The sequence below is a fragment of the Ruegeria atlantica genome, assembly GCF_013032455.1.
GTDB classification, from domain to species: domain Bacteria; phylum Pseudomonadota; class Alphaproteobacteria; order Rhodobacterales; family Rhodobacteraceae; genus Ruegeria; species Ruegeria atlantica_B.
The window spans coordinates 66,366-92,559 of sequence record NZ_WQCF01000009.1; the positions used below are offsets into that span (position 1 = coordinate 66,366).

The window sequence follows — 26,194 nt, forward strand, 5'->3', positions numbered from 1 at the left end:
TCTAATTAGTTTTTAAGCAACCGCATCGATCCCGCCAAAGCACAGGTATTTGAGCTCCAGATAATCATCGATGCCGTATTTGGAGCCTTCGCGTCCAAGCCCGGACTGTTTGATCCCACCGAACGGGGCGACCTCGGTCGAGATGATGCCCTCGTTGATCCCCACCATGCCGGCCTCGATTTTCTCGGCTACGCGCCAGACCTGGCCAATGTCGCGGGAATAGAAATAGGCGGCCAATCCAAACTCGGTGGCATTGGCCAATCTGATGGCCTCGTCTTCGGTCTCGAAGCGAAAGAGCGGAGCCACCGGACCGAAGGTTTCTTCGGTGGCGATCAACATGTCTGTGGTCACGTCGGTCATGACGGTGGGTTGATGGAAGTTTCCGCCCTTCGCATCTGCCGCGCCCCCGACGACAATCCGGGCGCCCTTTTCGGTTGCGTCCTGAATATGCTGCTGGACCTTCCCGATGGCCGAGGAGTTGATCAGAGGTCCCTGATCGAAGTCGCCCTGCTGCGCGTCGCCCACGGAGAGCTGGGACACCGCAGCCGCCAATTTATCGGCGAACTGGTCGTAAACGCCCGATTGCACAAGCAACCGGTTGGCGCAGACGCAGGTCTGACCGGTATTGCGGAATTTCGATGCCAGAGCGCCTTGAACGGCAGCGTCGAGATCGGCGTCGTCAAAGACGATGAATGGTGCGTTTCCGCCCAGTTCCATCGATACTTTCTTGACCGTCTGAGCCGTCTGCTCCAACAGCACGCGTCCTATCTCGGTCGATCCAGTGAAAGTCAGCTTGGCGATCTTGGGGTTGGTGGCAAGTTCCGTGCCCACGGCAGACGCGCTACGGGAGGTCACCACCTGGAACACGTCTGTCGGTATGCCGGCCTTGTGCGCCAGATGCTCCAAAGCATAGGCGCTCAGTGGTGTCGCGCTGGCCGGTTTTAGAACCATCGTGCACCCAGCCGCCAGAGCGGGTGCGGCCTTCCGTGTGATCATGGCGTTTGGAAAATTCCACGGCGTAATCGCTGCCACCACGCCGACGGGTTGTTTGATCGTGGCTATCCGGGTGTTGGCTGACGTGGCTGGGATCATGTCGCCATAGACCCGTTTCGCCTCTTCACCGAACCACTCGATGAAGGACGCACCATAGAGGACCTCGCCTCGGCTTTCGGCCAGCGGCTTACCCTGCTCGGCGCTCATGATCCGAGCAAGATCTTCCTTGTTTTCGATCACCAAATCGAACCAGCGGCGCAGGATGGCAGCGCGGGCCTTAGCGGTAAGCTCTTTCCAGGACGGCAGCACCGCTTCGGCCCTGTCGACGGCGTGCCTGACATGATCAACGGGAACATCTGGAACCCAGGCAATGGTTTCCCCCGTCGCCGGATTGTCGACCGGATTTCCCCGGTTTTCCGCCACCAGTGACCTGCGCAGCAGCGATGGGTTGTCGATCAGATCAAGAATTGAGGTCATCCGAGTTCATTCTCCGGTGTTTTGCTGAACAGGGCTTCGGTCGACTGCATCGCGTCGATCAGTTGCCGGGCGGAAACCTCTGCCGGGAAGTTCTTCAGATGCTGTACGTTTGAGGTCGCCTGGGCGATCACCTCGTAGTCGCCCTGTGTGATGGGGCGCCCACACAACTCTGCCAGTGTGACCGGAAGTCCGACATGCCGCATCAGGTCCAGTTTCGCTTCGGGCACGGGTGATTCTGCGACCATGTGCTGAACGCACAAGCCATAGGCCACCTGATAGCCATGCGGCGCTTCCTTTGCTCCGGGAACCAGCGACAACCCGCGGGTCAAAGCATGCGCAATCGAAAGACCGCCATTTTCAAATCCAAGACCCGCCATAAGGATCATGGCCTCAGCGGATGCATCGAAGGCCTCGGTCACGACCCCGGACCCGGCCACGTCAAAAGCAGAGGTGCCATGTGCAAGCAGTGTGTCCTCGCAACACTGTGCGATGGCCAGGGCAACGCGCGGCGGCGCGGCGCCGAACATGTTGACGCCGCCCGCTTTGGCGCAGGCCTGTGCCTCGGAGAACTTTGCCAGTGCATCGCCCAACCCCGCAGCGAACATGTGTTTTGGGGCGCGTGCGAGTATCTGCGTGTCGACGATCACGGCATCAGGATTCTTTGGCAAATGACGCACCTCGACCAACCGATGAGACGTGTCGTAGAGCACGAAGTTCTTGCTGGTGGGAGCATCGTTGGATGCAACGGTCGGAATGGTGATCAGCGGTGCCTTTACGATCTCGGCCAGGGCCTTGCCGGTGTCGATGGCCCGCCCCCCGCCGCATGCGACGATAACGTCACCAACCGACGGCACGTAGAGTTCCTTAAGCTGGCTTGCCGTATCTTGAAGAAGATTGCCGTTGAATTCGACAACCTCGAAAGCCGTGTCACTCGACGTCAGGCACGCGGTCAGTTGATCGCCTATCAAGTCAAGCACAAGCTTGTCTGAAACAACGATTGCACGATGTCCCAGATCACACACAAGTCGCCCCACCTGCCCGATGGCGCCCTGTCCCTGAATGTAGCGGGACGGCGAGCCATAAACGCGCAGGTCTTTGTCAAACAGGGTGGCGGGCATTGTTGTGATTCCGATTGAAGCAAAAGTTGTAATCAAACATGATATATGATATTCTCTTAGTCAAGCCTTACTAGTGAGTAAAATTTCCAGAGACTGTTATTCAAAATGGTTCTATCAGAGCGCAAAAGTCGCGCACGCAATGTTCGATCGCAAAGCGCACCAATAGGTTGTTGGTTAGGCAGCTCAGCCCACAGCTTTCCGAGTTTCCATAAGGTGGGAGATCAGCGCAACACAGACGCTAGAAACAAATACTAAGACCATTGCGATCAAAGTCACGACATCCGGCCAATGTCCAACCGCCAGGAGACCCAGAAAGGTCGCCCATGCCAGGTGAAAGAAATTGACAGGTGCTATGATCGAATTTAGAGCCTCGCGATAGCTGATTGGAAGCAAGAAATACCCGCCAGTTGCCAAACCACCCAGAGCGCAGGCGGCAAAAAAACACCGCCCGTTGGCAACGAACCATTGACATATGGAACCGCAGCAGCCGCAAAGAAAACCGCGCCGGCAAGCGTGATCCAAAATAACAAAGCTATGGGACACTCGGTGTGAGACAATCCCGGGTCATCAAGTGAAAGAGTGTTGTAAACGCTGCATTCAATGGCGCGAAAGTCACTCCAAGATAATCCACCTCTCCTTCCGTTCGAATGATCAACAGCACCCCTAAAAACCCAAGTATAGCGAGAAACCATCCAACCTAAGTGACCTTCTCCCCGAAGTCGGGCTTAGCTAATGCCATAGCTGCGAAGGGAGGCAGATATAGGATTGCAACGGTTTCACCGACGGGAATTCGTGTTGGCGCGAGCCCCATGGTCAGTGAGATAGCGGTCACCACCGTAGCGCGTAGTAAAAACGAGCCCGATGCGGTCGGTCCGCCAAATCTTCGTTCCGATACGCGGGAAGACCACGACAAGAAGAAGGACAAAACTCGCGACATAACGAAGCGCTACAACAACCAGTACCGGGTAGCGTTCGACCAAGGTATCGGCGGTCGCGAACATGAATACAGCCAGCAGTGCGATCCCTAATCCCAGGTTTGGGTGCCCAATATCCTTCTTTACGGTTGTCGTGGTCATCCGTTGGTTTTCAAAGTTCAACTTGTTTAATTCGGCGCCTCGAGAGCTTGACGATCGCGAAATCAATGCACCGGGTAGAACCAATGAAATGCAATGGGTGCTGTATCATGTTGTCGCCTGACGTTTGATTTGCCATTCGCAAAACGATCATCTGGTGGCGACTAACCTCAACCTATAAATCTGCAAGTTTTAGTAGATGTTCTGTGCTGCTAAAAAGTAAATCTGGATTGAGAACGGCCAACTCTTCCCGACGATAGTAACCCCAACAGGCAGCCGCACATTTCAATCCAGCTGAACGGGCTGCTTGAATATCATGCGGACCATCACCAATGTACCATGTGTTTTCGCGGGAGACTTGGTGAAGCTCTGTCATTGCAAAAATTATTGGCGCAGGATCAGGTTTGCGGGCCTCCGTGTTTTCAGCAGTAACAATGACATCAAAAAAATCTGCCTTCCATCCTATTTCTTCGAGATCCATTTCCACTCGCGCACGAGCTTTATTTGTGACGATGCCGATCAATCCAGCGTCCTTAAGGCTTCTCAAAATAGGCGATAAAGATGGAAAGGCCTTTACCTCAGATGACTCGTAAAGAGAGGAGTACGAATTTGCCAACTCGACCTCCTTCCCCGGATAGTGCTGAGCGAAGTACTCCAAGGGTCTACGACGCAGTAGATCTTCCTGGTGGTTATCATCTGGCAAGATCCTGTACCCTAAAACAGTTTCGATAGCGCGCCGATAGGCATTGACTATGGAAGCTTTCGTATCGAGTAACGTGCCATCCAAATCAAAAAGAAACAGCCGATCCTGTGCATTTTTCAAAGTTCGCTTCTCCGGCTTAGATGTTCAGAGTCCAAGATAGGCACGTTTCAAGTGATCATTTGCCAGCAGCTCAGATCCGGTACCAGAAATCGTGACTTCCCCGTTTTCTAAAACGTAGCCATAGTCAGCCATCTCCAATACCTGAAAGACGTTTTGCTCGATAATAAGAATGGCCAGATCAAGCTCTCGGATACGGGCTATCGATTCAAATAACCGGTCGACCATTATCGGAGCGAGGCCAAGGGATGGCTCATCCAGAGCAAGCACTTTTGGTTTGGCCATCAGGGCCCGTCCGACCGCGACCATCTGCTGTTGCCCACCGGACAGGCTGGCAGCAGGATCGTTGCGCTTTTCTTTTAGGATTGAAAAAAGCGAATAGACCTCTTCTAGCGTTTGATTGCGCGCGGACCTTGCCCTGACATTGTGGGCGCCAACTATCAAGTTTTCCTCGACAGTCATTTCAGGGAAAAGTTGCTTTCCTTCTGGTGAGAGAGCAAAACCCGCTTCTGCAATCTTATATGGCTTTTTGCTGGTCAGCTCTTCGCCGAAGAGTTTGATCGAACCCGTCCGACCAGGAAGCAATCCGGTAACGGTCTTCAAAAACGTTGTTTTTCCCGCTCCGTTTGCGCCGATCAACGCTGTTATTGACTTCGGTGGTATCGTCAGATCGATTCCCTGAAGAACATCGTTTTCGCCATAGCCTGCTGAGAGGTTAGTTACTTCAAGCGCTTTGTTGGACATACTTCTCTCCGAAATAGGCTTTCATGACATCGGGGTCGTTCACCACCTCGTGCGGATTTCCATCCGCAATCAGGTTTCCAAAATCCAGTACAATAACGCGATCGCTAAGGTTCATGATGACATGCATTACGTGTTCAACGATCAGGATCGACACACCAGTGTCGCGAATCTTTTTCACCAATTCCACCATTTCGGTCGCTTCGGATGGCGTGGCTCCGGCAACAACCTCATCCATGAGCAATAGCTTTGGTTCCGTAGCCAGTGCGCGGCCAAGTTCCAGTTTGCGCCGGTCAAACGCTGTCAGATCCAGCGCGTCCATTTCGGCAACATCCTTCATATCCAAAAAGTCAACAACTTCGTCGGCGCGGGAGGCAATTCTCTTGCGGTCTGCACTTCGGGCAAAGCCGCCAACCATGATGTTTTCACGTACGCTCAAGTCACCAAATGGCTTGGACAATTGGAAGGTTCGACCGATACCCGCCTTACAGATGTCCCATGGTTTCCTGCCCTTGATGGAGACACCTTCGAACACGACGTCTCCCGTATCACTTTCAAGATACCCAGCGATCATGTTGAAGGCAGTTGTCTTTCCCGCTCCGTTGGGTCCAATCAAGCCGAGAATTTCGCCCTTGTTTACATGAAAGGAGGTTTCCTTGACAGCCTGATTCCCGCCAAAACGCTTAGAGATGCGGTCGACTTTCAGAAGCGGTTGAGTCATTTCACATCTCCTCCACTGATGCGCGCCAGGAGCTTTCGCAAAGGCACAATTATTCCCTGAGGGAAATAGAGAACCGTCAAGGCAAGAACAGCTCCATAGATGACCAGGTGAAGACCCAAGAAGGATCCGCCTAATGACGTTCGGGCAACCTCGGCGATGGGGTGCAGGATGAATGAGCCCAGGATTGGACCAAGTACCGTTCCCTGTCCGCCGATGATTGACATGATTGCCATGTCGATAGACAGGTCGATTCCCATGTTCCGCTCAGGATTGATGTATCGGAAGAATTGGGCAAAAAAAGCCCCGCCTATTCCGGTAAAAAAGGCACTGATCGACAGGGCAATCAGGCTGTATTTGGTAGGATTGATACCCAAAGCTTCGGCCCCATCCCTATCGCCGCGGATAGCCTTTAGGTAATAACCAAGTTTTGAGCGTTCCATGATCGCCGTTGCAATGACGATGATCGCCAGCAAGGCCAATGCAATGTAGTAGTAGGGAAGCTTTTCGTTGAACTGAAATGCCCAGAAACTGTCACCGACAAGCGGTACCACAAGTCCTTCGGATCCTTTCAGCGGAATACCTATGAAATTATCGGTATTTTCGAACCAAATGCGCATGATCTCGGCAAACGCAATGGTGGTAAGTGTAAAATATGGCCCTTTGAGGCGAAACGTCGGAAAACCAATTGCAAGCGACAAAACCGCCGCAAAAAAACCGCCAAACAACATTCCGATCCACGGCGACAGCCCCATCTGTGTAAACATCAGAACCGTGACATAGCCTGCCACGCCGCTAAACACTGAGTGCCCCAAAGAAAGCTGGCCGACATAGCCGCAAACAAAGTTCCAAGAGGCTGCCATGAACGAAAAGTATACGATCATTGTCGCCGTATGAATGTGATATGGGTCGCGCACTATCGACGGCAAGAAAACGAGAAATGCCGCGACAATAAGGATTAGAGCGCGTTCGAGCGTTGTTGCAGAACCAAACATTGTGTCTTTCCTCAAGCTTTTCCCAAGAGTCCGCTTGGCCGGACAAGAAGGATCACCACGAACAGGCCGAACGAAAAGATCTGCGCGGATGTTGCGGTTACAAATTGAGAAGCGAAAGCTTCAAATAAGCCGAGTACGATGCCACCCACCACGCATCCCCAGATCGAGCCGATGCCACCCAGAACGACGACGACAAAACTCTTGATTCCGAATGCAAGCCCAAGTGTCGGCGTTACCGAGAAAAACGGCACCAGTAACGCGCCAAAAAGGCCAAGAATTGCAGTACCCAGTCCGAAAGTGATGTTGTAAACAAGCGGGACGTTGATACCCACCATGGTTGCCGCATCCCGGTTTTGAGCCGTCGCGCGAATAGCACGGCCCATGTCAGATGTTTTCAGCCACCAGGACAACACACCTGCAACGCCAATTGCAGAAACAAATGCGATAAACCGCGGGATGTTTATCGGTATATCGCCAAGAAAGAAATTCGCGTATGCCAAGTCGATCGAAACCGCCCGAACATCTGGACCGAAGATCATCAGCACTAGGTTGTCCATCACCAGAAACACGCCGGCGGTTAGAAGAAGTGCGCTCAGCGGTTCAACAACAAAGGCCTTTTCGCGCCGAAAAAGATGAGAAATGATACAGGCCTGTACCAAATACCCCAAACCGAACAAGGCGGGGACGGTAATGATCGCTCCAATGTAAGGGTGCAGCCCCAATCCAGCCCACAAACCCCAAGCCAAGTACATGGCGACCATCAGCATGGACCCGTGGGCGAAATTAATGATACGCATCACTCCAAAAATCAGGCTGAGGCCCAAAGCAACGCCACCGTATATGCCGCCTATCAAAAGCCCGTTCTTCACTACGTGAAGTGCAAGAGTCGGATCCATCCGCTTCTCCTTTTTTTGAAAAGACCTGCCACGGCTCAAACCGTGGCAGGTAATTGCGGAGTATTAGCGATCCCGCCAGCTCGGAATCGGCCAAGCAGGTGTTGTGCTTTCCAGACGGTTTTCCTGAGGCCAAACGGTGAGACGCTCTCCCGCGATATTCTGGGAAATCACACCGTGCGCGTCCAAGTTCTGACCATTTTCGTCGAAGCTGACCCGCTGATACCCTGTGATCAGCGCAGGTCCTTCAGTAATGTCCGTTGCAGCAAGAGCATCGCGGATTGCGTCGCGTTCGGCTGACCCAGCACGCGCGATGGCGTCAGCGGCAATATAAATGTTCGAAAAGCCCTGTGCACCGTAGGAATTGAAACCATAGCCAAGAACCTTCTCAAACGCCTCGTCTCCGGCGATAACCTCCGCGGGCAAGTTTCCGGACTGCATGCGGTCGATTTGCCAGTCTTCCTGGGTGAACATATACTCATAGCCAGCCTCAGGCACGGCCTCGTAGAAACTTGGGTCTTCTGCTCCACCACCCACCGAATGCAAGCCGAATGGGAGATCGATGCGGTTGCCCAGCATCTGCTTATTAAATAGGATGTGGTCGGCAGTACCCGCTACAAATATTAGTGCTCCAGGTTTTTTGGATCGAATCTTGAGCAACTGCGCCGAGAAATCGACTTGCCCGGGAACGTAGGATTCGTCCAGCGAGATCGTGTATCCGCGCTCTTCGGCGATTTGTTTGACTGCTTGTGCGTGGCTACGACCCCAATCGTCGCCACGATAGAACAGGCCAATGCTTTCGGGTCTCTCGCCGGTTTGCTCTGCTAGCAGGTCGATCGCATCAATTTGTTCACGAGCGTCATAAAAGGCTTTGTTGTTCGGTCGGAAGATGTACCTAAAACCACGTTCGGTAATTTCGTTCTTTACTGAACCCGAAACAAGCCACGGTACACCGTATCGCTCAGCAACCTCGGAGGATGGGAAAGTTACTGCCGAATTATAAGCGCCAACAACCATTGCGACTTCTTCACGCTGGATTAAGCGTTCAGTTTCCGAAACCCCAATATCCGGCTTTGACTGACTGTCAGCAAAAACCAACTCCAGTTTAGAACCGTTAACACCGCCAGCTTCGTTAATCTGAGCTGCGGCGACCTCAGCGCCGGTTTTCGTTTGGTTGCCGACGGCCGCTGATCCACCAGAAAGAGGTAACAACAAACCAATCTTGATGCTTTCCTCTTGTGCGAATGCGGCCGTGCTAGCCGTATACAGCATAAGACCTGCGAACGTGGCGTTTCTTCCAAACTCTCTCCGATTCAGCATACTTTGCACTCCTCCTTGCAGTTACGTAGTTGAAGAATGCCCTCCAATACATCATATATGATACCTCATCAAGGAAATATATGATATTTGATACTGGCACCACTCCAGTTCTCCACTGGGGATGAACCTAAAGCGTAATGAGGCGCACCAAGAAGGCGCGGAAAAAACACAGACGCTGGACCATGATCCCGGTAATTGCACTTGCCATATGATATATGATATGCCTTTAATCAAGCCACAGAACGGAGACGAAAATGAACATAGACGGTCGGACCCGGGTTATCGTGCATCTTGCCTATCCATCGACGCACCTCAGAACCCCGTCTTTTTTTAACCCACTGATCGAGCAACAGGGACGGAATGCCGTTCTCGTACCGTGGCAGGTCAGCCCAGAAAACCTACCGAAAGTCTGGGATGCTCTGCGACTGTGTGAAAGCCTGGCCGGCGTGATCGTAACGATCCCGCACAAAACCGATGTTGCGGGTCTGTGTGACGAATTGGAGGGCGCTGCCCGTTTCCTGCAGGTGTCCAACGTTGCTCGGCGCACCGAAGACGGAAGGTTCATTGGCCGGATGTATGACGGTCCCGGCTACCTGCAGGGTCTGCGCAACGAAGGGCATGAGATGCGGGGGCGGCGCGTTTTGCTGTTGGGTGCAGGGGGTGCGGCAACCGGCATCGCACATTCGTTGGTCGAAGAGAAGGTTGAACGCCTGACAATCGCCAACAGAACTCGATCGAAGGCCGAGGATCTTGCCGCAAAGCTGAACACCGAATTTGGAACCGACATCGTGTCAGCCGGCGAGGCAGTCGGTGGTGACCATGACGTGGTTATCAATGCCACTTCGGTTGGTCTGAAGGCGGACGACCCGCTACCGATTGACCCGGACAGTATTCAATCCGACGCGCTGGTTGGCGAGGTTATCATGCAGCCGGATGTCACCGCGTTGCTGGAGGCAGTGCGCGCAAGGGGATGCACGATCCATAAGGGCAAACACATGATTACTGGTCAGACCCAGTTATTGGCTGATTTCCTTTTGGGACCCCTAGGTGCAGACTAAGCATCCTTGCAAAAAAGGCGCTCTCGGACATCGTCTGGATAGGGGACGGGAGCGCCGCTTTGAACGTCGAACAACACGATCGTACAAGAGGCCCGAAATACCACCTCTACCCCGCGCAAGATCGTATACTCGGCGTCTTGGCTGGTTCGACCGATCCGTACCACCTGCCGTTTCACCGTGAGGAGATCATCAAGCGAAACTGGTGACAGGTACTCCGCCTGCGACGCTACCATGATCTGAGATGGGCGATCCGGTGCTGGTTGGCCAAGGCCGATCTCGACAGCTTGTCGGTTGCGCGCGTCCTCGCACCACCGCCAATAGGCGATATTGTTGGCGTGCCCAAGCCGGTCGATATCGGCCCATCGCACACGGGTTTCCATCGTGTAGATCATTCCCTGCGGCTGAGCCGCATCATCGGTCGATTTTCTGTTCACGACATTCTGCCGCCGCCTCAGAGGCGCACGACCCTATTTCCCGGGTTTGGACCACACTTAAGCCTGGCCAAAGCATCTGGCAGTGCGGTGAATTCAGCAATTTCAATAATCTGTGGATCAAAGACACCCGTCAAGCAGCGCTCAGCGATAGAGCGCCCGGCGGCGACAAGATCAGCCCACTGAGCGTCGGTGCCGCAATTGTGCAGACCGTTGAGACCAACTTCGTGCAGCGAAATTGTTGTCGTAAAGGCTGGAAGCGGGGCGGTTTCCTGACGGTCCTGAATACAGACAAGATGCCCGTTGGCTGCAATAGTGTCGGCCAGCTCCGCCGCATGGCTGCCGCTGACCAGGTCCACAACGGCCCAGAACGGGCGACTTTCATCCCCGATCCGCAAATGATTGCGCCAGTCCGGGTCTCGGTAGTCGTGGCAAACAGCTGCCCCTAGGCGCCTGACCCGGTCATGCTGTGCAGAGGACGCGGCGGCATGAACAATCCATCCGCGATCTGCCGCCAATTGCAGGAATGCGCCCCCAACCGCTCCGCTTGCGCCGGTCAACAAGATCCGCGCCCCGGGTTTTTGCGGCAACTTTTCAAGAGCTTGAAACGCGGTTAGCGCGGGACATGGCAGTGTCGCGGCAACTTCGAAAGGGACACCGTCGGGCAAGGGAATAGCCGCCCGAGCGGGTATTGCGGAGCGCTCGGCGAAACTGCCCTGGCGCACCAGATCGGTGTGATAGGCAACCGGCATTCCGGCTGACAAATGTCTCACCTCGGCGCCAACCTCTACGATCACGCCAGCGCCATCGACGCCGGGAACATGCGGCCAAGTCCAATCAGGATGCCCCCATTCCACGAATTTCCAATCCACTGGATTCAACCCTATGGCGCGGTTTTCGACAACGACATCGCGAGGGCCACATTCCGGAGCGTCGATTTCGGCCAGATGGAGTGTATCCGGCGTTCCCGTTTTGTCGTGAACGAAAGCTTTCAATTGCTTACTCCGATTGCTGAACTCCAAAAGAAAACCCCACCGCCATAAAGAGCGATGGGGTAGATTTGTTACTGAGCGTCCCTCTGTTCGACGCCTATAAACTCCCAGACCTCGCCGCCATTTTCCCAGTAGTGCATCGTGTAGGGCCGGAACGTAATGACATCGCCCGCGCTGAATTCATACCGGGATACTTCGTTTCCCTCACCATCAGTATTGACCAGGGAACCCGAGCCGCGCACGACATAGAGCACATAGTTGCTGTTGCCTTCGTGTTCCGCGATGTAGCCATAGGGTTCAACGCGACCAAAGCGAACATTCACCGCGCTTTCGATCCCACCGATAGTGCCATACAGGAACCGTTTGTTTGGTAACCCGCCGATGTCAGGAATTTCATCAACACTTGTTGCGGGCATCGGGGTCACAATCGGATGCCCGTCCGGCCCATTCTCGATCAGCACATTGCGTGCTTGTGCGCTCATTGCTGCGGTCGCAAGCGCTGCCACCATCAGCCCGGTTTTGATCCAGGGTTTCATAGCCTTCCTCCTGTTGGCTGGTAGATTTAGATTTTTGCATCCCGGTTTCCGAGGCCTTGCAACAGCACGGCGAGGATGATGATCGCGCCCTTGATGATCTGCTGTGGGTAGGCAGGCACCGACATCAAATTCATGATGTTACCGATGAGTCCGAGGATCAGAACGCCGATCACAGTGTTCGTGACACTTCCCTTGCCCCCTGACAGCAGCGCGCCGCCAATCACACAGGCGGCGATCGCATCAAGCTCCAGCGCCATTCCGGTGACTGGTGTTCCCACAGAAGTGCGCGAAGTCACGACAATCCCGGCAAGTGCACTAAGGCCACCACATATCGTGTAGGCAAGGAACTTGTACCGGGCGACGGGCAGGCCCGCGAGACGCACAGCTGTTTCATTGCTCCCGGTGGCCACTGTCATACGTCCATAGCTGGTGCGCCGCAGGATCAGAATGAATACAACGATGATCACCGCGATCATCACAATCGGCCAGGGGATGCCTAGCCAGGGAAGCCCTTTCGAGCCAAAGGTTTTGAGGATCTGGGCTGTTGACAGTTCGCGATCAAAACGCACCGGCTGACCATTGGTCAGCATGTAGGCTAGACCCCGTGCCATTGTCATCATCGCCAGAGTGACCACGAATGGCGCCATATTGAACTTGGCAACCATGATACCGTTCATGGCTCCGAGAAGTGCGCCAGCCGAAATCGCGAGCAACACACAGCAGATCAATGCAATCGCACCTTCAAAAGGCATTGCCGGCATCAACATGGCAACAGCCATGCCGCCGATGGCTGCCAGAGAGCCAACGGACAAGTCGATCCCGCCGGTCAGTATGACCAGCAGCATGCCTATCGAGGCCAGAAACAGTGGCACCAATTGCCGCAACAGATTGAATCCGTTCTGCACCGTCAGGAAATGCTCGGATAGCAGGGACGATGCGACGATCAGTGCCGCCAGCATAATGAAGATGTTGTACTTGATCAGCAATCCGACGATGGACAGTTGACCAGATTCCGAAGGCGCCTTTGCGCCACGTGTTGTAGTGGTTGTATCAGTGGACATTGTCTTGCCCCATTGCCAGTTCGATTATGTTTTCTTCCCGGATGGCGTCGCCTTCAAGCGTGCCCGCCATTCGGCCACCGCGCATGACCATCACCCGGTCACACATGCCGATCAGTTCGATCATTTCCGAGGACACCATGACGATGGCCGCCCCTTGCTCTGCCAACTGGTTGATCACGCGGTAAATCTCGACCTTGGCGCCGACATCGACGCCGCGAGTCGGTTCGTCAAGCAGCAGCACATCGCAATGTGCGACCAGCCACTTCATCAGGGCAACCTTCTGTTGGTTTCCACCAGAAAGCGTTGAGACGTTCGCATCCTGGCTGGCTGCCTTAAGTCTCAATTCCTTCCAAAGCTCCTGAACCTTGTCGCGCTCGCTCGCCTGGTTGATCCAACCGGTGACAGAGATAAAAGGGTTGACCGGGGTCATCAGAGCGTTGTCTCGGATCGGGAGATCGAGCAGTACGCCCTGATGCTTGCGGTCTTCCGGAAGCAAACCGATGCGGTTCCGGACACCCTCCCCAGCCGTTCGGTTGTGCACCTCTTGGCCGTGCAGGGTGACGGTCCCACCATCGCGTTTGTCTGCGCCGAAGATCGCACGAAGGGCTTCGGTGCGGCCTGCCCCGACAAGACCTCCGATGCCAAGCACCTCACCTCGACGGACGGAAAAGCTGACATCCGAAACCATGCTGCCGGAGCGGAGACTCTGCACCTCAAGTGCCACTGCGCCGATCTTTGCGTTTCGTTCGGGAAAGAAATCCGTCAGCTCGCGCCCGATCATCAGATTAGTCAGACTGTCATGGTCCAGTGTGTTTGTGTCCCATGTGCCGACAGTGCTGCCGTCCTTTAGGATCGTCACTCGGTTACACAGATCGAAAATTTCATCCAGCCGGTGCGAAATATAGATCACACAGACTCCCTGATCGCGCAGCTTTCGGACTAGCCGGAACAGTTTTTCCGTTTCGTGGTTGGTCAGAACGGCGGTCGGTTCGTCCAGCACCAAAATCTTGCATTCATGCGATAGCGCCTTGCAGATTTCGACCACCTGCTGATAAGCCACCGTAAGATCCGAAACCGTGCTGCGCGGGTCGATGTCAGAAAAGCCCATCTCATCCAAAAGTCTGGCCGCACGCCGGTTCAACTCGCGGTAATTTATGGAAAATTTCTCGCCAAGCTCGTGCATCAGGATGTTTTCGGCGACTGTCATATGGCTGGCGAGAGAAAACTCCTGGTAAATGATCGACACCCCAAGTTTCATGCCCTCGTGGGGAGAATGAATACTGGCACGGTTACCATCGATCCGGATTTCTCCGCCTTCATGGTCATAGGCTCCGGAAAGCACTTTCATCAGCGTGGATTTTCCGGCTCCGTTTTCACCCATCAGGGCATGGACTTCACCACCCTGAGCAGAGAAAGACACATCAGAAAGTGCGTGGATACCACCGAAGCGTTTGGATATCCCGCTCATGCTAAGTCGTTCCATGTCCCCTCCTCTCTGGGTTCGTAGGCAATGCTAGCCAATCTAGCCTTGCTGAATTAACTGTGGTTTAGTGACGTATTTCTTCGATGGTGCGAAATTCAGGTACCTCGTATTTGAAAAACGGGTTGCTATCATCTTCGTCGATGAAGCCAGCAACGTTGTCCTTGGTCGCGATCTGCGGCGGCGTATAGTACGATCCCATCGGCAAGTTATTTGCATCCCTACCGCCGTCGAAGATTTCGTGGATCAGCTTCAACACACCTTCTCCTGTATGGGTTCCAGAGTTCAACGCCGTCACCATCATGTCGCCGGACTGAACAAGATCGAGCGCGACACGGAAGCCATCGGCAGCGGCCGCAACCTTAATGTCACCGCTACGATTCTGGTTCTCGAGCGCACCTATAGCGCCAATTCCCATAAAATCGTTCCCAGCCAGGATCACATCAAGTGTGTCGCCATGCGCCGACAGAAAGTCCTCCGTCGCGTCCAACCCGCCCTCTTCAGTCCAGTGCGCCACACCTTGGGCCAAAACTGAAAAGTTGACAGCATCCGCGTGGAATGAGCCTTTCTTGTTCAGCTCCTGAAAGCGATTGAAGCCTTCCAGCATGGCGTCTTCTTTGGACCAGTTCAGGCCTAGTTGCTGGCTGCGTTCATAGATAAAACCAGAAATGAGACCGTTCACACGGCTTTCGGCGGTTGAGTTGCCAACGCGACCAATCAGTGTTGCGGCGTTGATCTGCTGGTCTTTATCATATTGCTGCGCCACGTATTGGCCAGCGGTAAATCCATTGCCATACGGGTTGAACAACACTGTTGTCACGATCGGCGATTCATCCGGAACGGTGCCCAGGGCGATCACGGGAATTCCCGCCTCGACCGCACGTTCGGCATCAATTGCTGCCGAAGCCAAATCCGTCGGGTCGACCACGATGACGTCAACACCTCTGGCGATAAACGTATCGAAATGCGCCGAAGTCTTGGCGGGGTCGCCATCGGCAACTTGGACGTCGAGTTCGTAACCGTATTCTTCTGCTTTTTCTTTCGCGACATCAATAACGCCGACAAACCAAGGATTGCCCAACGTGATCTCGGTCCACCCGATTTGGAGTTTATCTCCATACTGACCGGGCGCCTCTGGCAACGCCTTGTCGATACCAGAGCGGTCGCTCATGTGTGGGTCAATCACGCCCGACAACGACGAGTGCGGCAGCAGCGTATAAATTTCATGTTTGTCCTGCGCCGATGCCGGTGCTGAGACTGACAGCATTGTCGTCGTTGCAAGTGCCGCGATTGAATTTTTCCAGTGTTTCACAGATTTCCTCCCCAAAAGAAAACACATTGGTGGTGAAAAGCCGGGAGCACCCGGCTTTTCGGTAAGTCCGACATTCAGTTCCGCAGATCGTCGATCGTTTTGAATGGTGGGATTTCGTACACGTAGAACGGGTTGTCTTTGTTGGGGTCGATGAACTTGTCGACATTGTCCGGAGTCACCGTCTCTGGTGGCAGGAACGAACCCATAGGCATGTTGCTGGCGTCGAACCCATCGTCAAAAATCTGATGGATCAGTTCAATGGTCGCTTCACCGACATGCGTGCCCGAGAACAGGCCAGTCGCCATCAGATCACCCGATTTAACCAGGTCCAGTGCAATCCGGAACCCGTCGGCCGAGGCTGCCACGTCAATCTTGCCAGCCAAGCCCTGATTATCCAACGCGTTGAGCGCACCGATGCCCATGAAGTCGTTACCTGCCATGAACAAATCAAGGTTTTCGCCATGGGCGGTGAGGATGTCTTCGGCCGCGTTCAAGCCGCCCTCTTCAGTCCAGTGCGCAACGCCTTGCGCCAAAACTGAAAACTTAAGCTCATCCGACGAAAAGGATCCGCCGGTATTGACAGCCTGAAAGGCGTTGAAACCGGCGAGCATCCCATCCTCTTCGGACCAGTCCTTGCCCATCTGCAGGCCGCGCTCGTAGACAAAGCCCGACACCATGCCGTTAACACGACTTTCCGAAGTAGAGTTGCCAACGCGCCCAATCAGAGTGGCGGCGTTTACATGCTCGTCGGCGCTGTACTGAGTTGCCATGTAACGACCAGCCAAGAACCCGTTGATATAGGGGTTCCAGGTCACCGTGGTGACAATCGGGGATTCATCCGGAACGGTGCCGATAGCAATCACCGGAATGCCCGCTTCGACCGCGCGTTCTGCATCGGCGGCAGCCGAAGCCAGATCCGTCGGATCAATCACGATGACATCCACGCCTCGCGCGATAAAGGTGTCGACATGAGATGAGGTTTTTGCTGGATCGCCATCAGCCACTTGAACGTCAAGTTCATAACCGTATTTTTCGGCGGCCTTCTTGGCGTCGTCGATCAGGCCCACGAACCAGGGGTTGCCCAAGGTGATTTCGGTCCAGCCGATGCTCAGCTTGTCACCATACTGACCAGGCGATTCAGGCAGTGCTTTTGCAATATCCGCCCGGCTGTCCATGTTCGGATCGATTAAACCTACCAACGACGTTTGCGGCAACAAAGTATAGATCTCATGTTTATCTTCCGCTGATGCCAGCGTTGGCACCGCAAGCGTTGTGCCGAATGCCACTGTCGCAAGTAATTTCTGATAGTGTTTCATGATTCCTCCTCCTAGGTGTGGCTTCCTGTATATCAAACATCATATATGATGCATTTTTTGTCAAGCATTGATAAGAAAGCTTTAGCCAACGATACCGCGCACCACCTCTTCGATACCTTTTTCATCGAGCTTGTAATGCGCGTAGAGATGCGTCGGTGGTGCAATCAGCGCGTATTCGTCGTTAATGCCGTGGCGTACAAGCCGGGCTGGGCTACCAGCTTCGGCCAGTACTTCGGCGACGGCGGCACCCAATCCACCCAGAACGTTGTGTTCTTCGACGGTCAGGATCACCTTGGAACGCTCCGCTGCCTCAAGGATCGCTTCCTTGTCGAGCGGCTTGACCGTCGGCATATCCAGCACGCCGACGGAACGCCCTTCTCCATTCAACTTTTTCGCAACCTGCACAGAAGGGTGTACAGGCAGGCCACAGCCGATGATGGTCACTTCCTCGCCTTTTGCATGCTCGATGGCCTTGCCGAAAACGAAGTCTTGCTTGGGATCATAAAGATCGGGTTCGCGCCCGCGGCCGGTGCGGAAATAAATCGGGCGATCATGGTCTCCCGACGCGCGGATTGCCGCTTCGAACTGGGGACCGTCTGCCGGAGATACCACTGTCAGGTCTGCAATGGACCGCATGGTTCCAATGTCTTCCGTTGCGTGGTGAGAGGTGCCGTAAAAACCCATCGAGATGCCCGTGTGATGCCCGACCAACCGAACCGGAAGCGCGCAATAAGCGATGTCCATCCGAATCTGCTCGCAAGTCAGAAGACCGACAAACGAGGCGAAAGTCGCCACAAATGGCACCATCCCAGTTGTTGCCAGACCGGCAGCGGCAGATACCATATTCTGTTCCGAAATCCCGAATTGGATATAGCGGTCCGGGTATTTGGCTGAGAACCGGTTCAAACCGTTGGAGTATTGTAGATCGGCAGACCCGGTAATTACATCATGGCCAGCATCGACCAATGAGAATAGACCATTCGAAAAATGATCGAGACCGGGGTTCTTGGTGTTCAGTTCGCGGTACTGCCACGAATTTGGGGAAAGCGGCTTGTTCATGATCAGATCACCTTGTTAAGAATTTCTTGACGCGCTTCTTCGGCGTCGCTGGGGTCGAGATAGCCCAAGTGCCAGCCCGGTTCAGTTTCCATGTAGGAAACTCCCTTACCTTTGAGCGTTTTGGCGATAACGCAGGCGGGTTTCGTTCGGGATTTATCGGTTTTCAAGCGGCGTAACAGCGGCGTCAGTGCCGTCAGGTCATGGCCGTCTACCTCATGTACGTCCCAGCCGAAGGCACGCCATTTCTCGTCTAGCGGCTCGATGGCCATAGTGTCGTCCACTTTACCATCCAGCTGGTATCCGTTGCGGTCGATAACCGCGACGACATTGCTAAGCTGGTGATGTGCAGCACAAATGGCTGCTTCCCAAACCTGCCCTTCTTGCATTTCACCGTCGCCCAGCATGACGAATGTGGTGAAATCCAGACCCTTGGAACGTGCGCCAAGCGCCATACCCAGGCCATTGGAGAGTGCGTGCCCAATAGAACCGGAAGAGAAGTCGACCCCGGGAACCTTCCGCATGTCGGGATGATCACCCAGCGGATTACCCAGCCTAGTATACCCGTCCAGCGTTTCGGTATCGAGATAGCCCAGATCCGCCAGTATCGGGAAAAGACCAACCGCGGCGTGTCCTTTGCCCATCAAGAACCGATCACGCTCGGGCCAGTCTGGATTCGTTTCATGCAGGCTCATTACATCATAGTAGAGAGCTGCAAAGATCTCGGCCGCAGAGAACACGGAGCTATAGTGTCCAACTTTTGCGATTTCGATCAGTCGGATTGTCTCGAGTCTGATGAACTGAGCGCGGTCACGCAGTCTATCCAGTTCAGCAGACGTTAAAGTGAGATCGTTGTTTAACATGTGATGTTGCCCCCGGTTCATGCCCAAAACGCAGAATTGGATTGAAGTGTTAGGAAATACGTTATATGATATATGATACCTAGGTCAAGGGAGGAAAGGATTGAACATGCCCCTGGACAAAACCTCTATCTCAGAGATCACGAACAAGCTGCAGCCGAAGGGCCAGGCTTTCATCGACGGAGAATTCGTCAACGCATTGTCAGGTAAGGTTTTTGACAACATCTCGCCCCGTGACGGACAGGTCATCAATCAGGTCGCCTCTACCGATTCCGAAGATGTCGACCGCGCCGTCAAAGCCGCCCGGTCGGCCTTTGAATCCGGTGCCTGGTCGCGGATGGCGCCAAAGGACAGAAAGAAAAAGCTCCTGCGATTCGCTGAACTGTTCGAAGCAAACATGGACGAGCTAGCGGTCCTTGAATCTCTGGATATGGGCAAGCCGATTTCGGAAAGCCGGGAGATCGACGTGAATGTCGTGCTCGAAACGCTTCAGTGGTATGCGGAATGCCCTGACAAGATCTATGATGAGATTGCCCCAACGGGCGACAACGCCCTGGCGATGATCACCCGCGAACCAATCGGTGTTGTCGGCGCCGTGGTGCCGTGGAACTTTCCAATGCTTATGGCGTCGTGGAAATTTGCACCTGCCCTCGCCACCGGTAACTCTGTCGTCCTAAAGCCGGCCGAACAGTCTCCTTTGACCGCAATCCGGATGGCGGAGCTGGCGTCCGAGGCGGACATTCCCGACGGTGTTTTCAATGTCGTTCCCGGATTAGGTCCGACCGCAGGACGCGCGCTTGGCCTGCATATGGATGTCGACTGTCTTGCGTTCACCGGGTCCGGTGTCGTCGGTAAGATGTTCCTGGAATATGCTGGTCAATCCAACATGAAATCCGTCTGGTTGGAATGCGGCGGCAAAGGTCCCAATATTGTTCTGGACGATGCAGATCTCGAAAAGGCCGCACAGCGCGCCGCAACAGCGATCTGCTTTAACCAAGGCGAGGTCTGTGTTGCCCCCTCGCGCCTGATCGTGTCAGACAAAATCCACGACGACTTCATGCAGATCGTCGTCGACACCGCCCGCGCCATCGAACCCGGCGATCCGCTGGACCCCGACACAAGATTGGGCGCTCTGGTTGAACAGGAACACCTTGCTCGGGTTGAAGGCTATGTTGAAAAGGGCAAGGCTGAAGGGGCCGAGTTGGTCCTGGGTGGAGACCGACCCAACACCAACCTCGGCGGCTATTACCTGAATCCGACCATCTTCGACAACGTGACCAACGACATGACAATTGCGCGTGAAGAGATCTTTGGCCCGGTCCTGTCAACAATCACGGTAAAATCGGATGAAGAAGCCGTCGCCGTGGCCAATGACACGCCTTTTGGACTGGGCGCGACGTTGTGGGGCAGCGATATTTCCCGCGTGCATGGTATTGCGCGATCCCTTCGGGCCGGCACAGTGTGGGTCAACAATCACGATCACAGCGACATCACAGTACCCTTTGGTGGCTACAAGCAGTCGGGCAATGGCCGGGACAAATCACTGCATGCGCTGGACAAATATACCGAGCTTAAGACAACTTGGATAGAACTCTAGCCCCAGGCTCGGGCGCTTCAAGCGCCCGAGCTTCGATCCAGGCAACCATGTTCAAACCCAAAGCAATGTCGTCCTGAATAGCTTTCTGAGCCATCGCGCCGTCGCGCTCTTTCAATGCCTCAAGCACATCGAAATGCCCGTGACGACCACTCGTCAGATCGCGCGAGGGTGCTTCTACATGGAACACACGCAATAGCGGTCCCATCAAGGTCCACATGTTTTCGACAGTCGTATACAGCATTGGCATTTCGGCTATTTCCATCAATGCAAAGTGGAATTCCCGGTTCAGATATGCCGCTTTCATCGGGTTCTTCGCAGCAGTCTCCTGAAATGCTTTGTGCGTCTCTTCAAGTTTAGCGAGCTGTTTCGGCGTCACTTTCGACGCGGCCACCTCGGCTGCTTTTCCCTCGAGCAACATTCGGATAGTCTGAATCTCGCGTAGCTGATCAGCAGAAATCTCTGGCACATAGATTGCCGTCGCGGCCTTCATTTCTAGTGCCCGTTCACTGACCAGCCGGAAAATTGTTTCACGCACTGGCGTAATCGAAACACCCAACTCACTCGCCAGACCGCTAATTGTCAATCGCTCGCCCGGTTCATATTTTCCATCCATCAAGGCATCTCTGACCGCGGAATAAACCTGCTCGGACAAATTGCCCTTCTTCAGAGGTTGCAGATTGGATTTGCTCATGAGGCACCTCGCTCTTCTCATATTTGATATATGATACTTTTACCTTCTGCTTCCACCCCTTTTCAGAAAAAAACGGCCGAAGCATAACTCCGGCCAGTTCAGGGAGGTCTCAGGCGTTTGTTGGTGGCAGTGGCGTTGCTCCTCGCAGCATGTCTGCCGCTTTTTCACCGATCATTATTGCAGTTGCATTGGTGTTACCTGAAATCAGACTGGGCATGACAGAGTTGTCGACAACACGAAGATTTTGCACCCCCCGCACCCTCAGTTCGGGATCGACCACGGCGAGGTCGTCCTTGCCCATTCGGCAGGTTCCAACGGGATGATAAACAGTTTTACCACGCTCTTTGACGTATTGCGCGAGCTCGGCCTCATCGGTCATGTTTTTTCCCGGAAACGCTTCCTCGCCTTCCAGAAAATTAGCGAAAGAGGGTTGCGCGAGGATGTCCCGCGCCATGTTTAGTCCTTTGACTGAGATCCGCAGATCCTCAGGATCAGATAAGTACCGCGGGTCCATGATCGGGTGATCCTTCGGATCCGCAGACTTAAGACGCAGTTCCCCCCGGCTACGTGGCTTCACCACGCAGGGGTTTATTGTCGCCCCTGCCCTTGAAATCGTCTCGCTACCCATGTCCAGGAAAACAATCGGTACAAAATGCATCTGCAAGTTGGGCTCTGCATCCATGTCATCCACATTCACGAAACAGCACGCTTCGGTAACGTTAGACGCAACAGGGCCCGTCTTAAAGAACAAGTACTGCAAGCCGTTCTTAATCGAGTTGAAGAAGCTGTCCTGCCCGTAATACCCGTATTTACCAGTGCAGTAGCGCACGGCTGGATATTCCAAGTGGTCCTGCAGATTCTGTCCGACACCTTCCAAAGCGACTTTCGTTTGGAGCCCGTGTTTTTTCAGTTCGCCTTCTGGCCCGATACCCGACAGCATCAAGATTTTGGGGCTTTGTACCGCACCGGCAGAAAGGATCACCTCTTTGGCGGCCCGTGCCGTTTTCAGCTGGCCCCCTTGAACGTATTCGACGCCAACGGCCTTGTCGCCCTCGAGAACAATCTTTGTCACAAGGCACCCGGTTTCGACGTCGATCAGGCCTTTTTTCCGCATCGGATGCACATAGCCAACAGCCGCGCTACAACGGCGTACGTTACGCGTTGTTGTTTGATTGAAGCCGACACCTCGTTGACGTGCACCGTTGAAATCGGAGGTGAACGGGATGCCAGCTTCCTGACAAGACCTTACAAACGCCCGCGTTATGTCGGTTATTTGGCGCAGATCAGACACTCCCAACGGCCCTCCCACCCCATGGTAATCATCGGACAAACGGTCATTGTCCTCGGCACGCTTAAAGTAAGGCAAAACCTCCGAATAGGACCAACCGTCCGCGCCGTCTTCGGCCCAACCATCATAGTCTGAACGCTGGCCCCGGATGTAGATTGCCGCGTTTACCGATCCGCCACCGCCCAGCACGTTGCCTTGCGGCATGATCCTGGATTTTCCATCGAGGTTTTCCTGCGGTGCGGTTTCGTAGTGATGGAGATACTTGGTATCCAGCAGCTTTGTGAAGCCGGCGGGAATATGGATCATGGGGTTCCAATCTCGTCCACCTGCTTCGAGAATCAATACTGAGCCTGCGTTTTCCATCGCTAGCCGGCCAGCTACAGCGCAGCCCGACGAACCTCCTCCAACGACAACATAATCGTGCATCATTCATCTCCCTTATAGGTATATGATATATGATATTAGTAGGTGCTGTCAATTGGAGAGATTTTCCATTTTTACAGCAACGCGTGATGGCTTGGAGCCTAAGAATTAGTTAGGAGTATGCTTTGGAGGGTGGGTAGGAACCGCGCAAAAAGCTACAGCTTTCTCGGATTTGTTTTGGCATCGATACGCATTTAGATTGCAGTATATTTTTTCAATGGCACGGTGCGGAAACTGCCGGCTAAGCCTGCACTTCGTCAAGTGCCAGATCGATATCATGCGTTACGCTAGTACCGAGTGACAGAAGTGACGTTTGATGTCTTCTCCAGCCCTTCCATGGCGCTTCCGAAGTTTTTCACTGCGTAGATCGAATACAAAATGTCGATCATCTGAAGTTGCGCAATTTTGGAAACCATAGACTCATGGTAGTCTGCCGCGCCTGTCGCTCCTGTAACCGTTGGCGTGAACAGTTTGATATCTGAGTATTTCACAATGGGGCTATCAGTGAAGCTCGTAATACACAGCGTTCTTGCGCCTTGTTCTCTTGCGGCTTTGAGTGCATCTACAGTCGATATTGTGCGACCGGAATTGGAAATACCAATCGCCAGGTTGCGGGGTCCAAGCGATGCTGTCGAAATCTGACGAACACCAAGATCGCGAAAGAACTGACAGCTCTTGCCGACGCGCATGAACCGCATCAATGCGTTTTCAACGCATATCATGGACGAGCCCATGGCAAAAAACGAAAGCGTATCTGCTTCCTCGATTGCCGCAACCGCGGCCTCAAATTGTCCAGAATGCGACCCGGCCATAGTGTCCTGAACAGTCATAGCATAACGCGCAGATACCTTGTCGATGATCGCTTTTGAATCGTCCGTTTCAGAAATATCTTCATAAACGTGCCGATCTGATCCAGAGGTCTCGGTCGCCTGAGACTGCGACAGCTCTTCTGCAATCAGGATTTTGAACTGCTGGAAACTCGACACATCAATTTCCCGCACGAAACGGGTAACTGTAGATTCCGACACGTCGCAGATTGTGGCCAGCTCCTTGATCGACATCGACTTCACTTTTTCCGGTTTTTTCAGAACCTGCTCTGCAATACGGCGCAAGGCTGGGTTGAGATATGCAGACATATAGCGAATCCGGCTCAAAATCCCGGTTGAGTGCGCACCATCCATATGATCGTCCTTGTTCGGTTCCATTCTTTCCTCATGCCGGACTTTGCTGTCGAACATGTAGCACGAAAGAAAATTTTATTGCATCCTCATTTATTCCAAGGAGAAACAGACAATTCCGCGGTCTGCATATGTGATTTGACAACAGCGTGGGCCGAAGTGGCGGCGTCTTTCGCGTCGAGCCAACCCTTCCGCCACAGGCTGACCTCTCCAACCAGGTCGGGGCCGAGGACTTCGGGTGAGAAGCTTTCAACGGTAAAATCGCCGGAATAACCCACATCTGCCAAGGCGCGGAAATATACACTCCAATTAAAATTGCCGGTCCCGAGAAGGCCACGATGGTTTTCCGCGACATGGGCGTAACCCAAAAGATCAGCGTTCCGCGAAATAACAGACGGCAAATCCGCCTCTTCAATGTTCATGTGGAACGTATCCATATGAATAAACATGTTGGCCGCATCGATTGACCGGATCATATCACCAGCCTGGTCCAGGCTGTTGATCATGTTTGATTCATATCGATTTACCGGCTCGAGTCCGAGCTTGACACCCAGATTGCCCGCCAATTTGTCCAGACGTGCCAATGCTGCCATAACAGCGGCTCTTTGCGCATTGGTTGGCGGCGCTGTGTAGTTGTTGAAGGCCGCGTAAGTGATCCCACTGACCGCCGGCACGCGGAGGTCGCTTGCTATTTCCAGGCAGCGTGCAACGGTTGCTTCGCCGGCTTTGGCAATTTCTCGATTGGTGCTGGAAATATCCGCGCCCGGGCCAAGGGCCATACCAAGTCGCAACTCAAGCCCAGCGTCTTTGACGACCCGGCCCGTCATTCCGGTATCCAGCGCCTCGGGATCAAAAATCAGCACCTCAAACAGATCATAGCCGATCTCGGCCGCAATACCTGTTGCCCGCTGCGCGGTTTCCTCGGTCCAAGTGTCTCCGAAAACAAGGCTATGGATGCCAATCTTGCTCATCTTCTTCCCTTACCCAAAAATCGACCGGATCGTACCACCGTCGGCCCGATGGCAGACCCCGTTCATCGCCGCATTTGTGGCCAGTTGCAGAACGCCCCGCCCGTGCATCGTTGGGTCTATAAGTTTTTGCGGCAGATTGCCGGGCTGCACGTCGCGGTAGAAGTCTTTTAAAGCAGCCTCGACCGTCGTGCCCTGATCTTTAGCCAATCCTTCGAAGTAGCCCATCACCGACTCCGTTGCGGTTGTGCCAGGCATGTAACTCGTCACACGCACATCAGTGCCGCGTGTTAATTCGGATAGTGAACGGCTGAGGCCAAGCATCGCAGATTTTGTAGTGGAATAGGGCACCATATTACCGATCGACCGGATTGCGGCTTCGGAAGCAATGAAAACGATGCTTCCCGAGTTCCGATCTAGCATATCCCTCAGCACCAAACGGCTGATCCGGACAGACGTCATGATGTTGTGATCAAAATACTCCACCCAACGGTCATCGCTGACCTCGAAAAAGTCGTTCACATCGAACACGCCAATGTTGTTCACCAAGAACTCCACAGATCCATGTGCTTTGGCGAACTCAAAGAGATCCGCTGCCCCTTTGGCATTGCGTAAATCGGCAACAACTCCGTACGCACGTTCACCAATCTCAGCGCAGGCAGAGTCCAGCTTCGACTGCGTCCGACCGTTGATGATGACGATGGCACCCTCGTCGTGGAAGGTCTGGGCGATTGCCCTGCCAATTCCGGTTGCCCCGCCTGTCACGATGACGACTTTTCCTTTTACCCCGAAATCCATG

At 53.9% G+C, this 26,194-nt stretch carries 25 protein-coding genes; 2 read left to right on the plus strand and 23 right to left on the minus strand.

The window, feature by feature from the left end:
- Nucleotides 1-12: 12 nt before the first annotated feature.
- From GOW93_RS15680 to GOW93_RS15720, 9 genes are all read right to left on the minus strand, one after another.
- The gene (locus GOW93_RS15680; protein ID WP_170386315.1) at nucleotides 13-1,470 is read right to left on the minus strand and encodes an NAD-dependent succinate-semialdehyde dehydrogenase; all 1,458 of its coding nucleotides are present in this window, start codon (nucleotides 1,468-1,470) and stop codon (nucleotides 13-15) included.
- Entirely contained in the window at nucleotides 1,467-2,588 is a 1,122-nt protein-coding gene (locus GOW93_RS15685) for a glycerol dehydrogenase (protein ID WP_170386318.1), read from the minus strand. Before GOW93_RS15685 ends, GOW93_RS15680 begins: the two co-directional genes overlap by 4 nt.
- Nucleotides 2,589-3,364: 776 nt before the next feature.
- A complete protein-coding gene (locus tag GOW93_RS15690) occupies nucleotides 3,365-3,664 on the minus strand; it encodes a hypothetical protein (protein WP_170386320.1) in 300 nt (99 codons plus the stop codon).
- Nucleotides 3,665-3,836: 172 nt separating this feature from the next.
- A complete protein-coding gene (locus tag GOW93_RS15695) occupies nucleotides 3,837-4,484 on the minus strand; it encodes an HAD family hydrolase (RefSeq protein ID WP_170386324.1) in 648 nt (215 codons plus the stop codon).
- Nucleotides 4,485-4,508: 24 nt separating this feature from the next.
- Nucleotides 4,509-5,225 (minus strand): ABC transporter ATP-binding protein, encoded by a 717-nt coding sequence (locus GOW93_RS15700; RefSeq protein WP_170386327.1) that lies wholly within the window; start codon nucleotides 5,223-5,225, stop codon nucleotides 4,509-4,511.
- The gene (locus GOW93_RS15705; RefSeq protein ID WP_170386330.1) at nucleotides 5,206-5,943 is read right to left on the minus strand and encodes an ABC transporter ATP-binding protein; all 738 of its coding nucleotides are present in this window, start codon (nucleotides 5,941-5,943) and stop codon (nucleotides 5,206-5,208) included. The genes GOW93_RS15700 and GOW93_RS15705 overlap by 20 nt, the downstream gene beginning before the upstream one ends.
- Nucleotides 5,940-6,935, minus strand: a complete 996-nt coding sequence (locus GOW93_RS15710; protein WP_170386333.1) for a branched-chain amino acid ABC transporter permease — start codon at nucleotides 6,933-6,935, stop codon at nucleotides 5,940-5,942. The genes GOW93_RS15705 and GOW93_RS15710 overlap by 4 nt, the downstream gene beginning before the upstream one ends.
- An 11-nt stretch (nucleotides 6,936-6,946) precedes the next feature.
- Nucleotides 6,947-7,831 carry a branched-chain amino acid ABC transporter permease gene (locus GOW93_RS15715; protein ID WP_170386335.1) on the minus strand — a complete coding sequence of 295 codons (885 nt, stop codon included), beginning with the start codon at nucleotides 7,829-7,831 and terminating at the stop codon, nucleotides 6,947-6,949.
- A gap of 63 nt (nucleotides 7,832-7,894) precedes the next feature.
- A complete protein-coding gene (locus GOW93_RS15720) occupies nucleotides 7,895-9,148 on the minus strand; it encodes an ABC transporter substrate-binding protein (protein ID WP_254443626.1) in 1,254 nt (417 codons plus the stop codon).
- 254 nt (nucleotides 9,149-9,402) lie between these two features.
- Between GOW93_RS15720 and GOW93_RS15725 the strand changes: the two genes are divergently transcribed.
- A complete protein-coding gene (locus GOW93_RS15725) occupies nucleotides 9,403-10,206 on the plus strand; it encodes a shikimate dehydrogenase family protein (protein ID WP_170386338.1) in 804 nt (267 codons plus the stop codon).
- On the opposite strand, the gene GOW93_RS15730 is transcribed toward GOW93_RS15725, so the two are convergent.
- From GOW93_RS15730 to GOW93_RS15770, 9 genes are all read right to left on the minus strand, one after another.
- Nucleotides 10,203-10,640: an acyl-CoA thioesterase gene (locus tag GOW93_RS15730; RefSeq protein ID WP_170386340.1), complete on the minus strand. Its 438-nt coding sequence runs from the start codon at nucleotides 10,638-10,640 to the stop codon at nucleotides 10,203-10,205. The genes GOW93_RS15725 and GOW93_RS15730 overlap by 4 nt on opposite strands.
- A gap of 17 nt (nucleotides 10,641-10,657) precedes the next feature.
- Nucleotides 10,658-11,632 carry a zinc-binding dehydrogenase gene (locus GOW93_RS15735; RefSeq protein ID WP_170386343.1) on the minus strand — a complete coding sequence of 325 codons (975 nt, stop codon included), beginning with the start codon at nucleotides 11,630-11,632 and terminating at the stop codon, nucleotides 10,658-10,660.
- Nucleotides 11,633-11,700: 68 nt separating this feature from the next.
- Nucleotides 11,701-12,165 (minus strand): cupin domain-containing protein, encoded by a 465-nt coding sequence (locus GOW93_RS15740; protein WP_170386346.1) that lies wholly within the window; start codon nucleotides 12,163-12,165, stop codon nucleotides 11,701-11,703.
- Nucleotides 12,166-12,191: 26 nt separating this feature from the next.
- Nucleotides 12,192-13,226 carry an ABC transporter permease gene (locus GOW93_RS15745; RefSeq protein ID WP_170386349.1) on the minus strand — a complete coding sequence of 345 codons (1,035 nt, stop codon included), beginning with the start codon at nucleotides 13,224-13,226 and terminating at the stop codon, nucleotides 12,192-12,194.
- Nucleotides 13,216-14,709 carry a sugar ABC transporter ATP-binding protein gene (locus tag GOW93_RS15750; RefSeq protein WP_170386352.1) on the minus strand — a complete coding sequence of 498 codons (1,494 nt, stop codon included), beginning with the start codon at nucleotides 14,707-14,709 and terminating at the stop codon, nucleotides 13,216-13,218. The genes GOW93_RS15745 and GOW93_RS15750 overlap by 11 nt, the downstream gene beginning before the upstream one ends.
- Before the next feature lie 64 nt (nucleotides 14,710-14,773).
- Nucleotides 14,774-16,018, minus strand: coding sequence for a sugar ABC transporter substrate-binding protein (locus tag GOW93_RS15755; protein WP_217354799.1), 1,245 nt, complete (start codon nucleotides 16,016-16,018; stop codon nucleotides 14,774-14,776).
- A 74-nt stretch (nucleotides 16,019-16,092) separates the two neighbouring features.
- On the minus strand, nucleotides 16,093-17,334 hold the full coding sequence (locus GOW93_RS15760) for a sugar ABC transporter substrate-binding protein (RefSeq protein ID WP_170386358.1): 1,242 nt from the start codon (nucleotides 17,332-17,334) through the stop codon (nucleotides 16,093-16,095).
- A gap of 81 nt (nucleotides 17,335-17,415) precedes the next feature.
- On the minus strand, nucleotides 17,416-18,393 hold the full coding sequence (locus GOW93_RS15765; protein WP_170386361.1) for a transketolase family protein: 978 nt from the start codon (nucleotides 18,391-18,393) through the stop codon (nucleotides 17,416-17,418).
- Between the two features lie 2 nt (nucleotides 18,394-18,395).
- Nucleotides 18,396-19,253, minus strand: a complete 858-nt coding sequence (locus tag GOW93_RS15770; protein ID WP_170386364.1) for a transketolase — start codon at nucleotides 19,251-19,253, stop codon at nucleotides 18,396-18,398.
- Nucleotides 19,254-19,359: 106 nt separating this feature from the next.
- Between GOW93_RS15770 and GOW93_RS15775 the strand changes: the two genes are divergently transcribed.
- The gene (locus tag GOW93_RS15775; protein WP_170386367.1) at nucleotides 19,360-20,847 is read left to right on the plus strand and encodes an aldehyde dehydrogenase; all 1,488 of its coding nucleotides are present in this window, start codon (nucleotides 19,360-19,362) and stop codon (nucleotides 20,845-20,847) included.
- Here the strand turns inward: GOW93_RS15775 and GOW93_RS15780 are convergent.
- The 5 genes from GOW93_RS15780 to GOW93_RS15800 form a co-directional block, all read right to left on the minus strand.
- The gene (locus tag GOW93_RS15780) at nucleotides 20,822-21,538 is read right to left on the minus strand and encodes a GntR family transcriptional regulator (protein ID WP_217354800.1); all 717 of its coding nucleotides are present in this window, start codon (nucleotides 21,536-21,538) and stop codon (nucleotides 20,822-20,824) included. The genes GOW93_RS15775 and GOW93_RS15780 overlap by 26 nt on opposite strands.
- 109 nt (nucleotides 21,539-21,647) lie before the next feature.
- Nucleotides 21,648-23,255 carry a GMC family oxidoreductase gene (locus tag GOW93_RS15785; protein WP_217354801.1) on the minus strand — a complete coding sequence of 536 codons (1,608 nt, stop codon included), beginning with the start codon at nucleotides 23,253-23,255 and terminating at the stop codon, nucleotides 21,648-21,650.
- Between the two features lie 281 nt (nucleotides 23,256-23,536).
- A complete protein-coding gene (locus GOW93_RS15790; protein ID WP_217354802.1) occupies nucleotides 23,537-24,454 on the minus strand; it encodes a MurR/RpiR family transcriptional regulator in 918 nt (305 codons plus the stop codon).
- 62 nt (nucleotides 24,455-24,516) lie between these two features.
- The gene (locus GOW93_RS15795) at nucleotides 24,517-25,398 is read right to left on the minus strand and encodes a sugar phosphate isomerase/epimerase family protein (protein WP_170386374.1); all 882 of its coding nucleotides are present in this window, start codon (nucleotides 25,396-25,398) and stop codon (nucleotides 24,517-24,519) included.
- A 9-nt stretch (nucleotides 25,399-25,407) separates the two neighbouring features.
- Nucleotides 25,408-26,193: an SDR family NAD(P)-dependent oxidoreductase gene (locus GOW93_RS15800; protein ID WP_170386377.1), complete on the minus strand. Its 786-nt coding sequence runs from the start codon at nucleotides 26,191-26,193 to the stop codon at nucleotides 25,408-25,410.
- Nucleotide 26,194: the final 1 nt, after the last annotated feature.

Bases quoted from the DNA above. Each gene is read 5' to 3' on its own strand.
- GOW93_RS15680 (WP_170386315.1), bottom strand. From the start codon at position 1,470: ATGACCTCAATTCTTGATCTGATCGACAACCCATCGCTGCTGCGCAGG.
- GOW93_RS15685 (WP_170386318.1), bottom strand. From the start codon at position 2,588: ATGCCCGCCACCCTGTTTGACAAAGACCTGCGCGTTTATGGCTCGCCG.
- GOW93_RS15690 (WP_170386320.1), bottom strand. From the start codon at position 3,664: ATGACCACGACAACCGTAAAGAAGGATATTGGGCACCCAAACCTGGGA.
- GOW93_RS15700 (WP_170386327.1), bottom strand. From the start codon at position 5,225: ATGTCCAACAAAGCGCTTGAAGTAACTAACCTCTCAGCAGGCTATGGC.
- GOW93_RS15705 (WP_170386330.1), bottom strand. From the start codon at position 5,943: ATGACTCAACCGCTTCTGAAAGTCGACCGCATCTCTAAGCGTTTTGGC.
- GOW93_RS15710 (WP_170386333.1), bottom strand. From the start codon at position 6,935: ATGTTTGGTTCTGCAACAACGCTCGAACGCGCTCTAATCCTTATTGTC.
- GOW93_RS15715 (WP_170386335.1), bottom strand. From the start codon at position 7,831: ATGGATCCGACTCTTGCACTTCACGTAGTGAAGAACGGGCTTTTGATA.
- GOW93_RS15720 (WP_254443626.1), bottom strand. From the start codon at position 9,148: ATGCTGAATCGGAGAGAGTTTGGAAGAAACGCCACGTTCGCAGGTCTT.
- GOW93_RS15725 (WP_170386338.1), top strand. From the start codon at position 9,403: ATGAACATAGACGGTCGGACCCGGGTTATCGTGCATCTTGCCTATCCA.
- GOW93_RS15740 (WP_170386346.1), bottom strand. From the start codon at position 12,165: ATGAAACCCTGGATCAAAACCGGGCTGATGGTGGCAGCGCTTGCGACC.
- GOW93_RS15745 (WP_170386349.1), bottom strand. From the start codon at position 13,226: ATGTCCACTGATACAACCACTACAACACGTGGCGCAAAGGCGCCTTCG.
- GOW93_RS15750 (WP_170386352.1), bottom strand. From the start codon at position 14,709: ATGGAACGACTTAGCATGAGCGGGATATCCAAACGCTTCGGTGGTATC.
- GOW93_RS15760 (WP_170386358.1), bottom strand. From the start codon at position 17,334: ATGAAACACTATCAGAAATTACTTGCGACAGTGGCATTCGGCACAACG.
- GOW93_RS15765 (WP_170386361.1), bottom strand. From the start codon at position 18,393: ATGAACAAGCCGCTTTCCCCAAATTCGTGGCAGTACCGCGAACTGAAC.
- GOW93_RS15770 (WP_170386364.1), bottom strand. From the start codon at position 19,253: ATGTTAAACAACGATCTCACTTTAACGTCTGCTGAACTGGATAGACTG.
- GOW93_RS15775 (WP_170386367.1), top strand. From the start codon at position 19,360: ATGCCCCTGGACAAAACCTCTATCTCAGAGATCACGAACAAGCTGCAG.
- GOW93_RS15780 (WP_217354800.1), bottom strand. From the start codon at position 21,538: ATGAGCAAATCCAATCTGCAACCTCTGAAGAAGGGCAATTTGTCCGAG.
- GOW93_RS15785 (WP_217354801.1), bottom strand. From the start codon at position 23,255: ATGATGCACGATTATGTTGTCGTTGGAGGAGGTTCGTCGGGCTGCGCT.
- GOW93_RS15790 (WP_217354802.1), bottom strand. From the start codon at position 24,454: ATGGAACCGAACAAGGACGATCATATGGATGGTGCGCACTCAACCGGG.
- GOW93_RS15795 (WP_170386374.1), bottom strand. From the start codon at position 25,398: ATGAGCAAGATTGGCATCCATAGCCTTGTTTTCGGAGACACTTGGACC.
- GOW93_RS15800 (WP_170386377.1), bottom strand. From the start codon at position 26,193: ATGGATTTCGGGGTAAAAGGAAAAGTCGTCATCGTGACAGGCGGGGCA.